Origin of the sequence: Streptomyces mutabilis, assembly GCF_014649815.1 — a bacterium.
GTDB lineage: Bacteria > Actinomycetota > Actinomycetes > Streptomycetales > Streptomycetaceae > Streptomyces > Streptomyces mutabilis.
Map to the genome: position 1 here is coordinate 1 of NZ_BMTT01000034.1, position 12,734 is coordinate 12,734.

At 73.2% G+C, this 12,734-nt stretch carries 2 protein-coding genes; both read left to right on the forward strand.

Annotation, left to right across the window (positions count from 1 at the left end):
* Positions 1 to 376, forward strand: a 376-nt coding sequence (locus IE142_RS33305) for an acyl carrier protein (protein WP_191889189.1), incomplete at its 5' end; no start/stop codon positions are given.
* A 4-nt stretch (positions 377 to 380) separates the two neighbouring features.
* Positions 381 to 12,734 carry an SDR family NAD(P)-dependent oxidoreductase gene (locus IE142_RS33310; RefSeq protein WP_191889190.1) on the forward strand — a complete coding sequence of 4,118 codons (12,354 nt, stop codon included), beginning with the start codon at positions 381 to 383 and terminating at the stop codon, positions 12,732 to 12,734.

A 12,734-nucleotide genomic window follows, 5' to 3' on the forward strand; every position in this document is an offset into this window, starting at 1 on the left:
GCCGGTGCCGGTGCGGGTGTCGGAGGAGTTGTTGGCCGCGCTGCAGGTGAGCTTGGCGCGGGAGTTGTTCGTGGAGGTCGACGAGGTGGACGTCGACCGTGGTTTCACGGAGTTGGGGCTGGACTCGATCGTCGGTGTCGAGTGGATCGGCGCGGTGAACAAGGAGTTCGGCACGTCGGTGAGTACGACGAAGATCTACCAGTACCCGAATCTGCGGGTGTTCGCCGAGTTCCTGGCGGGCGAGATCCCGGCCCCGCCGTCCGCCGCCCCTTCCGGCGGCGACGACCTGGACCTGCTGCTGGCCCAGGTCTACGAGGGCCGGCTCGGCGTCGAGCAGGCCGAGGCACGGCTGTCCGTACAGGCCGAGGAGGCGTGACCCGATGACCCTCGAAGAGATCCTCACCGCACTGCGCGAGAAGCGGATGACCCCGGAGCAGGCCCGCAGGCTCATGTCCGTCGGCGTCCCGGCGGCTCCACGGACCACCGAGCCCCCCGCTCCCGCGCCCACGTCGGCTCCCGCCCTCGCGCCCCCCGCGCCCGCCGCCGACGCGGAGCCCGCCCCCGGTCCCGTCGCGATCGTCGGCATGTCGGGCCGCTACGCCTCCGCCCCGGACCTGGAGCGGTACTGGCAGCTGCTGGACGAAGGACGCAGCGGTGTGCGCGAGATACCGCCGTCCCGCTGGGACATGGACAGGTACTACGACCCCGCAGTCGGCAAGGAGGGCTCCATCTACTGCCGGTGGATGGGCATCCTCGACGACGTCGACTGCTTCGACTCGTACTTCTTCGAGATCTCCCCGTCCGAGGCGGAGATGATGGACCCCCTGCACCGGCTGTTCATGGAGGAGGGCTACCACGCCTTCGAGGACGCGGGATACACCCGGCAGAGCCTGGACGGCAGCAACTGCGGCGTCTACCTCGGCATGGCCGACGGGGACTACCAGAACCTCGTCCAGGCAGAGAGCACGGAGACCCCCAGTGTCACCAGCGTGAGCAACGCGATCGCCGCCGCGCGCCTCGCGTACTACCTCAACCTGAAGGGCCCCGCCCTGACGGTCGACACGGCCTGCTCGTCCTCGTTGGTCTGTGTCCACCTCGCCGTGCGCGCTCTGCAGAGCGGTGAGGTCGACATGGCGTTGGCCGGCGGCGTCTCGCTGTACCTCACCCCGGACTCCTACATCCACATGTGCGAGGCGGGGATGCTGTCCCCCGACGGACGGTGCAAGTCCTTCGACAACGGCGCCGACGGCTTCGTCGCCGGTGAGGGCGCCGGTGCCGTTGTCCTGAAGCGGCTGGCCGACGCCGAGCGCGACGGCGACCACATCTACGGCCTGATCAGCGCCAGCGGCATCAACCAGGACGGCAGGACCAACGGGATCACCGCGCCGAACCTGGGCAGCCAGGCCGAGCTGGCCGAGAGCGTCTACCGGCGCCACGGCATCGACCCGCGGACGATCACGTACGCCGAACTCCACGGCACCGGGACCAAGCTCGGCGACCCGATCGAACTGGAGGCCCTGGCCACCGCGTTCCGAACCTTCACTGATCAGCGCGGGTTCTGCGCGATCGGCTCGGTGAAGTCGAACATCGGGCACATGTCCGCCGCGGCCGGGGTCGCGGGCCTGCACAAGGTGCTGCTCTCGCTCCGCGCGGGCCGGCTCGTGCCGACCCTCAACGTCACCGCACCCAACGAGCACTTCGACTTCGATGCCTCGCCCTTCTCCCTCGCCACCGAGGGCCGCCCCTGGCAGCCTGCGCCCGGTGCGCCGCGGCGCGCCTGCGTGAGTTCCTTCGGCTTCAGCGGGACCAACGCCCATGTCGTGGTCGAGGAGTACGTACCCGCGGACACCGCGCGACGCGCCCCCGCTCCGGCGGACGGCGCGGACCGCACCGAGGTCTTCGCGCTGTCCGCCAAGACGGAGGCACAGCTCAAGGAGTACGCGGGCCGGCTGGCCGCCCATCTCCAGGACCACCCGGAGCTGGACCTGGGCAATGTGGCCCACACGCTTCGGGCCGGCCGTGAGGCGATGCGGGAGCGCCTGGCCGTCGTCGCCTCCGGGCGGACCGCACTGGCCGATGCCCTGGACGCCTTCGCCCGGCTGGGCGAAACCGGCGACGGGGTGCACCGCGGCACCGTGGCCCGCGGCACGCGGCGTGCCGACGGCCGTGACGCGGGCGAGGAGTCGCCGGAGGAGTCGGCGCGCAGATGGGTGGCCGGCGCTCCGGTGACCTGGCCTGCCGCGCCGGGCGGCCGTGAGCCGCGCCGGATCCCGCTGCCCACGTACCCCTTCGAGAAGAAGCGCCACTGGTACCCGGCCGACATGGACCGCGACGACCGTACGTCCAGCATGGCCGCCGCCCGGCTCCATCCGCTGGTGCACGAGAACGTCTCCGACTTCACCTGCCAGCGGTTCCGCTCGGCCTTCACCGGCCAGGAGCCCTTCCTCGCCGACCACCGAGTCGGCGGCAGCCCGGTGCTGCCGGGCGCGGCCGTGGTGGAACTGGTGCGCGCGGCGGGCGAGCTGTCCGCCCAGCGGCCGGTCGCCGAGATCACCGGGGTGACCTGGACACGGGCTCTGCGTCACCAGGAGTCCGGCCTGCGGGTGGAGGTGGTCCTCTTCCCGGCCTCGGAATCCACCACCGACTTCGAGGTGCGTGACGGTGCCGGCGAGCTGTGCGCCGCGGGCAGCCTGCGGCACGCCGATGCCGATGCCGACGTCGTGGCACCGGACGCACCGCGCCTGGACCTGGCGGCCGTACGCGAGCGCTGTGCCACCGTGCTCGGCCCGGCCGAGCTGTACCCGGAGACCGCGGACTTGGGCGACGCCCTGTGGTACGGGCCCTCCTTCCGCACGCTGCGCGAGGTGGCCTGCAACGACGGTGAGGCCCTTGCCACCCTCGAGCCGGCCGTCGAGGACCCGCAGCGGGACGCGTTCGCCCTGTACCCGGCCCTGCTGGACGGCTTCTGGCAGGCGATCCGCCCGTTCTTGCGGGACGACGCCGCCCGCGGCACGGTCCATCTGCCGTTCGCGGTCGAGCGCATCCGTTGCCTGGGCCCCCTGCCCTCCCGTGCCCACGCCCATGTGCGGCCCGGCGCCGGGGACCGGGCCGACGCGGGCGCGCGCTCCTTCGACCTGACCGTCACGGACGCGGACGGCACCGTCGTCCTGGAGATCACCGGATTCACCGTCACGGCTCTGCCGACGGCTCAGGGCGACGACTTCCTCTTCCTCGCCCCGGCCTGGCGGGACGCGCCCGCCACCGCGCCGCGTGCGGGCGACGCCACGGCGCGCACGCTGGTGCTCTTCCCCGACGACGGGACGCTCGGCGCGGCGGTGCGGCGGGACGCCGCCGTCGAGGTCGTAGCCGGAGACCGCTACACGGCCGACGCCGGCGGAACCCGGTACACCGTGCGTCCGGGCGCACCGGACGACTTCACAGACCTGCTGAAGGAGCTGCGCGAGAGGGATCTGCTGCCGGACCGGATCGTGCTGACCGCCGAGGACCGCGCGGACACCGATCCGGCCTCGGGCGCCGACGTGACCGCGCTGGACCGGAGTCTGTACACGGCGTACGCCCTGTGCCGGGCGCTGGCGGACAGCAGGCCCCGGCGGCGGCTGGAGCTGCTGTCCCTGCACCCGGTCGCCGCCGGGTCGGAGCCCGGTCCGCTGCATCGGGCGATGGGCGCCTGGTTGCGCTGCCTGGTGAAGGAGGACCCCTTCGTGACCGGGCGGGCAGTGGGCGTCAGCACGGCCGAGCTGACCGCTGCCGGCGCCGCGGACCTGCTGCGAGCCGAGTTCGCGGCCGGCCCGGAGACGGTGGACGTGTGGTGGGAAGGACAGACCCGGCGAGCCCTGCGGGCCGAGGAGGTCACCGGATCGGCCGCCGAGCAGGCACCGGTGCTCCGCGAGGGCGGCGTGTACCTGATCACCGGCGGCCTCGGCGGCCTCGGCCTGATCGTCGCGCGGCACCTGGCCGAGCGGTACCGGGCGCGCCTGGTGCTGACCGGCCGACGGGAGCCGGACGCCGGTCTGCGGGAGCGGCTCGGGACCCTCACAGCCGCCGGGGCCGAGGCCGTGTACGTACCGGCCGACGTCTCACGGCGTGCGGACGTCGACCGTCTCGTGGCGCGCGCCAAGGAGCACTTCGGGCGGATCGACGGCGTTCTTCACTCAGCCGGTGAGTTGCGCGACGGATTCGTGCGCACCCGGTCCGCCGCCGATGTGGACGCCGTCCTCGCCCCGAAGGTCGTCGGCACCCGGCTCCTGGACGAGGCCCTGGCCGGTGAACCGCTGGACTGTTTCGTGCTGTTCTCCTCGATGTCCGCGGTGCTCGGCAACGCCGGCCAGAGCGACTACTGCTTCGCCAACGCCTACCAGGACGGTTTCGCCGCCGCCCGGGAACGGCTGCGGCGGGCGGGAGCGCGGTCGGGCCGCACCCTGTCCGTCGGATGGCCGTACTGGACCGACGGCGGCATGCGGATCGGCGCCGAGGCGGCCCGGGTGATGCGCGAGCAGCTGGGCGTCGCCGGGCTGAGCGCCGAGGACGGCTGCCGGGCCATGGAGGAGGCGCTGCGCCTTGACCGGCCGCACCTGGTCGCGGTCGGCGGTGACGCCGTCCTGATCCGCCGTGCGTTCGGTGCACCGGGCGGGTCCGCGGCCGGAGGCGGCCCGGTCGAGCGGGCGCCCGAGCCCGGCACGACCGCACTGAGGGAGCCGCTGACCGCCTACCTGACCCGGGTGGTCGGCGAACGCACCAAGACCGAGGTGGAGAAGATCCACCCGACGGACTCCTTCGAGCTGTTCGGTATCGACTCGATCGTCATGATGAGCCTGACCCGCAGGATCGAGGAGGACTTCGCGGAACTTCCCAAGACGCTGTTCTTCGAGTACCGCAGCATCGAGGACCTGGCCGGCTACTTCCTCGAGCACCGGGCCGCGGATGTGGAACGCCTGTTCGGCTCGGCCCGGCCGGCCACCCCGGCCGCGGCACCGCTGCCCGCCGTCGCCGAGCCCACCGCTCCGCCCCGTGCCCGCTTCGCCCTCAGGAACGGCGCCGCGACCGCCGCGCCGCTGCCGGCCGGCGCCGGTGACGGGCGGGACATCGCCGTCATCGGCATCAGCGGCCGCTACCCCGACGCGGACGACCTCGACGAACTGTGGGCCAACCTCGCCTCCGGCACCGACAGCATCCGGGAGGTGCCGGCCGACCGCTGGGACCACAGCCGGTACTACGACCCGGACGGCTCCAAGCCCGGCAAGGCGTACGCGAAGTGGGGCGGATTCCTGCGCGACGTCGACAAGTTCGACCCCCTGTTCTTCAACGTGTCGCCGGGCGAGGCCGACTTCCTCGACCCGCAGATCCGGCTCTTCCTGCAGACCGCCTGGCATGCCCTGGAGGACGCCGGCTACACCAGGGCCGCCCTGGCCGACGAGACCGTGGGCGTCTACGTCGGAGTCATGTACGGCATGTACGAACTGCTGCGCGGCGAGATCAAGGGCGAGGAGGTCCCCGTACCGTCGTCGTTCGCGGCGATCGCCAACCGTGTGTCGTACTTCCTGGACGCCCACGGGCCCAGCATGGCCGTGGACACCATGTGCTCCTCGTCCCTGACGACGATCCACCTGGGCTGCGAGAGCATCCGCCGGGGCGAGAGCGACGTGGTCATCGCGGGTGGCGTCAACGTGACCGTCCACCCCAACAAGCTGATCCTGCTCAGCCAGGGCAGGTTCGCCTCCACCGACGGCCGCTGCCGCAGTTTCGGCGCGGGCGGCGACGGCTATGTGCCCGGCGAGGGCGTCGGCGCCGTCGTCCTCAAGGCCCTCGACCGTGCCGTCGCCGACGGCGACCACATCCACGCGGTCATCAAGGGCAGCGCCGTCAACTCGGGCGGGCGGACCACCGGTTTCACCGTGCCCAACCCGAACGCACAGGCCGACCTGATCCGGGCCGGGTTGCACGACGCCGGCGTCGTGGCCGCGAGCATCTCCTACCTGGAGGCCCACGGTACGGGTACCTCGCTCGGCGACCCCATCGAGATCACCGCCCTCACCAAGGCATTCGGCGACCGCACCGAGGGTGCCGGGACCTGCGCCATCGGTTCTGTGAAGTCCAACATCGGCCACCTGGAGTCGGCCGCCGGCATCGCCGCGCTCACCAAGGTCGTCCTGCAGATGCGGCACGGGCAGCTCGTGCCGTCCCTGCACTCCGGCACCCTCAACCCCTACATCGACTTCGCGCACAGCCCCTTCCGGGTGCAGCAGGAACTGGCGCCCTGGGAGCACCCGGTGGTGCGCCGGGACGGTCACGAGACCGTCCTTCCCCGCCGGGCCGGCATCAGCTCGTTCGGGGCCGGCGGCGCCAACGCCCACCTGGTGGTCGAGGAGTACACCGGCCAGCCGGACGCGTCCGCCGAGGGCGACTCGGGACCGCAGCTGTTCGTCTTCTCGGCCCGCGACGAGGACCGGCTGCGGGCCCTGGCGGCCCGGTTCGTGGCCGCCGCCCGCCCGGACCGTACGCCCTCCGCGGGCGCCCGGCCCGACCGGGACGCCGTACTGGCCCGGCTGCGCGAGACGCTTGCCGCCCAGCTCGGGGTGCCCGCCGACGACATCGAGCCCGGCACACCGCTCACCGAGTACGGGCTGGACCGTGTCGGATGCCAGGAGTTCTCCGGCCGTGCGGCCGAGGAGTTCGGCGTCGACGCGGCACGCCTCGGCATGAGCGAGCTGAGCGACCTCGGTGCCTGGACGGACGCCGTCACCGCTTCGCCTGCCGACGACACGGCGGACGCGCCCACCCGTGGACCCGGACCGTTCGGCGGGGCCACGCCCGCCGCGGTGGCCCACACCCTCCAGGTCGGCCGGGAGGCCATGCAACAGCGTCTCGCGGTGGTCGCCGACGGCTTCGAGGAGCTGGCCGCCCTCCTGACCCGCTACCTGGACGGCGAACCGGCGCCGGGAAAGGTGTTCACCGGCGACAGCCGCGCCGTCAGGGGGCAGTCCAAGCCGCTGCTGGAGCTGATCAGCGGCGCCGACCTGACCTCCGGCCTGCTGAGCGAGCGGCGGCTGGACAAGGCCGCCGAGCTGTGGGTGGAGGGCGTGGACCTGGACTGGCGGCAGCTCTACGACGGCCGTGCGCCGCGGCGGGTGCCACTGCCCGGATATCCGTTCGCCCAGGAACGCTGCTGGGTCACCCCGCCGCAGCGGGACTCGGGCCCGGCCGCGCCCGCCGCCGGGCAGCGCGTCCACCCGCTGCTGCACCGCAACAGCTCCACCCTGGCCGGCCTGCGCTTCAGTACCGTCCTCACCGGCGAGGAGTTCTTCCTCGCCGATCACCGCGTCGCCGGCGACCGCGTTCTGCCCGCCGTGGCGTATCTGGAGATGGCGCTGGCCGCGGTGCGCGAGGCGCTGCCCGACTCGGCGCGGGACGCCGATGTGCGGCTGCGGGACGTGGTCTGGCTGCGGCCGTTCGTCGCGACCGGCACCGAGCAGACCCTGCATCTGACGCTGACCCCGGGCGAGGGCACGGACGTCGCCTTCATGGTGCACGGCGACCCGACGGACGGCACCGCAGAAGGCGTCGTGCACTGCCAGGGCAGTGTCGAGGTCACCGGCGTCGGGACCGAACCCGAGACGCTGGATCTGGCGGCGATCCGGGCCGCGTGCACCCGGCCCGTGGTGGACGGCGCCCGGCTCTACCGGCACTTCGCTCGCACGGGGCTCGACTACGGGCCCGGCCAGCGGGCCGTGGAGACGGTTCACCGGGGGCAGGGCGAGGCGCTCGTGGCGCTGCGTCTGCCGGAGGCCGTCACCGACGGCTTCGACCGCTACACCCTGCACCCCGCCCTGCTCGACTCGGCGCTGCAGGCCACGCTCACCCTGGCACTGCCCGAGGACGCGGACATGTCCGCCGAACCGGAGGTCGACGACACGGCGACCTCCGCGGAACTGCCGTTCACGGTGGCCGGAGTCGACCTGCCGGGCACGGTGCGGCCGGTGATGTGGGCCCACCTGAAGCAGGTCGCGGGGGCCGGGGGGGAGCGGCTGAAGACGGTCGACATCAGCCTGTGCGACGACACGGGCCGGGTCGCGGTCCGGCTGCGCCGGGTGGCGTTCCGGACGTACGCGTACACGCCGGCGGCTCCCACGGCCGTCGAGCGGCTGCTGCTCGCCCCGCGCTGGCGTGAGCGGGCCGTCCCGGCCGGGCAGGAGAAGACACGCTTCGACCACTGGGCGGTCCTGGTGTGCGACCCGGGGGAACGGGAGCTGGAGAAGCTGCGTCTGCTGCTGCCGGAGGCCGCGTGCGAGGCTCTCGTCGCGGAGTCCGGGCAGTCCGGAGCGCGCTACCGGGACCACGCGGTCGCGCTGCTGGACCGCACCCAGGAGATCCTTCGCCGGCACCGCAAGGACCGGGTCCTGCTCCAGGTCGTGGCGCCCACCGGAGAGCACGCGTCACCCTGGGCCGGCCTGGCCGGCTTCCTGCGGACCCTGCACGCCGAGCACCCCGCCGTCGGCGTCCAGTTGCTGCTCTGCGACGACACAAGGCGCCCCGAGGTCCTGGCCGGGCGACTGCTCGCCGAACGCGGCGCCCCCGCCGACCAGTTGGTACGGCACCTGCCTGACGGATCCCGCTCCGTGCAGGAGTGGACGGAGCTGCCCGCGCCGCCCCGGCCCGCGGACGGGCCGCTGTGGCGGGACGAAGGCGTCTACCTCGTCACTGGCGGCACCGGCGGGCTCGGGCTGCTGATGGCGCAGGAGATCGCGCGCACCACCCGCGGTGCGCGGCTGGTGCTCACCGGCCGCTCCGCGCCGGACGAGCGTACGGCCGCACACCTGGACCGGCTGCGGTCACAGGGGGTGATGGTGGAGTACGCGCGAGCCGATGTCGCGGACGCGGCGGTGATGCGCGACGTCATCGCCGGCATCGAGCGCGAGCACGGCGGACTGCACGGTGTGCTGCACTGCGCCGGCGTCGCCCGGGACCGACTGATCACGGGCCGTACGGCGGCCGACGCCCGCACGGTGCTCACCCCCAAGACCGTCGGCCTGGTCACGCTCGACGAGCTGACGGCCCATCTGCGCCTCGAGTTCTTCCTGCTGTTCTCCTCCCTGGCCGGAGCGGTCGGCAACGTCGGACAGGCGGACTACGCGGCCGGCAACGCCTTCATGGACCACTACGCGGCCCACCGCGAGGCGCTCGTGGCCCGGGGCGAGCGCCACGGCCGGACCCTGTCGGTCGACTGGCAGCTGTGGCATGACGGCGGCATGTCCGTGGACGCGCAGGTGGTACGCGCGGCCGCCGACGGGCCGGGGCTCGCCGTGCTGGACCGGGCCACCGGCCTGGAACTGCTCGCCGCCTGCGCGGCGACCGGGGAGAGCCACGTCCTGCCGCTCGTCGGGGACGGTGCGAAGCTGCGCGCGTACCTGCGTGAACGCACCGGCAACGGGCTGGGCACCGGACTGCCGCAGGCGGCAGCCGAGGAGACGGCGGCGCGACCGCCCGCCGACGGCGCCGAGGGCCGGGCCGGGCTGCTGGCCGAGGCCCTCAAGACCGTGGTCTCGGAGGAGATCCGGCTGGACGCGCAGCGCATCGACGCCCACGTGCCCTGGGAGCAGTACGGCATCGACTCGGTGCTGGTCATCAACCTGACCCAGCGGTTGGAGGCGTACTTCGGGCGGCTGCCGAAGACCGTCTTCTTCGAGAACCAGACCTTGTGGGAGCTGGCCGAGTCGCTGTGTGCCAGCCACCCCGAGCAGGCGCAAAGGCTGCTGGGCGCGACCGCCGCGACCGGCGACGCCCCCGGTGACGGGGCGGCCCCGGCCGTTCCGGACCTCTCGATCGGCGTGACCGGATGGAGCGGCTCCGGCTGGAGCGGGCCCGACGGGAACGGTTCCGGCAGCGCCCCGGCCGCGCAGGCGCGGGCCACGGTCGTGGAACCGGTCCCGGCGTCCGCCGAGCCCCTGCGGCACAGCCCCGTGGACATCGCCATCGTCGGTCTGGCGGGCCGCTATCCGCAGGCCGACGACATCGAGGCCTACTGGGCGAACCTGCGCGCGGGCCGCGACTGCGTCACCGAGATCCCTGACGACCGCTGGGACCCGTCCCCGTACTACGCCCCTGAGCCGGGCCGCCAGGACCGCACCTACGCCAAGTGGGGCGGCTTCCTGGCCGACGCCGACCGGTTCGACCCGCAGTTCTTCAACATCTCGCCCAGCGAGGCCGAGATCATGGACCCGCAGGAACGGATCTTCCTGGAGTGCGCCCACCATGCCCTGGAGGACGCCGGCTACACCCGCGACACCGTGGCCCGCGCCGAGAGCGAGGGCCTGCCGGGTCAGGTCGGCGTCTTCGTCGGCGTGATGTACCAGGAGTACCAGCTCTACGCCGCACAGCGGCAGCTCCGCGGCGAAATGATCACCCTCAACGGCTCGGCGGCCTCCATCGCCAACCGGGTGTCGTACACCTACGGCTTCCACGGACCGAGCCTCGCGCTGGACAGCATGTGTTCCTCGTCCCTGGCCGCCCTGCACCTGGCCTGCCAGAGCCTGAGCTCGGGCGAGTGCGAGGCCGCGATCGCGGGTGGCGTCAACCTGTCATTGCACCCCAACAAGTTCCTGATGCTGGGCAAGAACCGGTTCGCCTCGACCCGTGGTCGATGTGAGTCCTTCGGCGCCGACGGCGACGGCTACACCCCCGGCGAGGGCGTCGGCGCCGTCCTGCTCAAGCCGCTGGCGCGGGCCGAGGCCGACGGCGACCACATCCACGGCGTGATCAAGGCCACCGCGGTCAATCACGACGGCCGGACCAACGGTTACACGGTGCCCAACCCGCACGCGCAGTCGGCCGCTGTCCGGCGGGCGGTGCGTTCGGCGGGCGTCGACCCGCGGGCGATCTCCTACATCGAGGCGCACGGCACCGGGACCCGGCTCGGCGACCCGATCGAAGTGTCGGCCCTGACCAAGGCGTTCGAGGCGCTCGGCGTGGCTGAGGGGGAGCACCACTGCCACCTCGGCTCCGTCAAGTCGAACATCGGGCACTGCGAGAGCGCCGCGGGCATCGCCGGGATCACCAAGGTCCTGCTCCAGATGCGGCACGGCGAGATCGTTCCCTCGCTGCACTCCGCCGAGCCCAATCCGGAGATCGATTTCTCGGCGACTCCGTTCACCGTGCCGCAGGAGGTGCTTCCGTGGCGCCGCCCGGTCCTCGGCCGCGACGGTGCGCGGGAGGAGCAGCCACGCATCGCCGGTGTCTCGAGCTTCGGGGCAGGCGGCACCAACGCTCATGTGGTGATCGCCGAGTACCAGCCGCCCGGCCGCGAGGAGCGGTCCGGCACCGCACTCGGGCAGCCCGTGGCGGTGCCGCTCTCGGCCCGAACCGAGGCGCAGTTGCGCGCGGTCGCCGAGCGGATGCTGGAGTGGCTGCGTGCCCACCGTCCGGCCGGCCAGGAGCTGGCCGACATGGCGTACACGCTCCAGGTGGGGCGCGAGCCGCTCGAGGAGCGGCTGGGCATGGTGGCCCGGTCGGCTGATGAACTCGAGCGGCAGCTGGCCGCCTTCCTGGCCGGACGGGACATGCCGCACCGCGGCCGCGCCCGTGCCGCCTTCCCCGGCCCGCGGGCCCGGGGCGGTGACGCCGGTACCGGGGAGGAGGCCCGCGCCCTGTACGGGCTCGGCGAGTTCGGCCGGCTGCTCGACCTGTGGGTGCGCGGTCACGAACTGGACTGGGCCGGCCTGCGTGGCCCGGAGCCGGCCCGCCGGGTGAGCCTGCCGGGCTACCCGTTCTCCCGCGGGCGCCACTGGCTGCCGGCCCCGGACACGGCGAGGCCGCTGACCGGCGGCGGGGAGTCGACGGCCGCGGACCGGTCGGCCCCGGCTGCGCAGGCCCGGCTCCACCCCGTTGTGCACGCCAATCGCTCGTCGTTCTTCGAACAGCGGTTCACGACCCGGTTCACCGGTGACGAGCCGTTCCTGGACAGCCACCGGGTGGGCGGCCGGAAGGTGCTGCCCGGAGCCGTGACGCTGGAGATGGCCCGGCTCGCGGGGGCCCTCAGCATCGAGCAGGAGATCCGCTCGGTGCGCGACGTGCTCTGGCTGCAGCCGATCGAGGCCGGCGACGAGCCCGTCGACCTGGCGGTGCGGCTGTTCCCGGAGGAGGACTCCGTGCTGGTCCAGATCGGCCTCGACGCCGAGCCGGACGGCCCCGTCCGGATGCAGGCACGCCTCGGCCTGGACGGCGTGGAGCCCAACACGCCCGACTCCACCGGACCCCATGTGGACCTGGCCGGCGTCATCGGGGGGTGCGACCACAAGATGACCGGCGCCGACGCCTACGCCACCATGGCCGCGGCCGGTCTCGACAACGGGCCGCGGTTCCGGGTGATCGATGAGGTGATGTTCCGGGACGGCGAGGCGGTGGCCCACCTGACGCTGCCGTCGACGGCCGACCGGCATCCCCGGGACGTGCTGCACCCCGCCCTGCTGAACGGCCTCTTCCAGGCCGTCATCGCCGTGATGGGCCGGCCGGACGGCACCGAGGCGGGCCCGCCACCGCTGTACCTGCCCTTCGCGGTGGGCGCGATCCGTATCCACGCGCCCTTGCCCGCCGAGTGCTCCGCGCACATCCGTCGGCGGAGCACCCCGGAAGCCGGGGCCGTCCACCGCTTCGACATCACCGTGACCGACCGAGCCGGAAGGGCCCTCGTCGTCGTGGACGACTACGCCCTCAAGTCGTTCTGA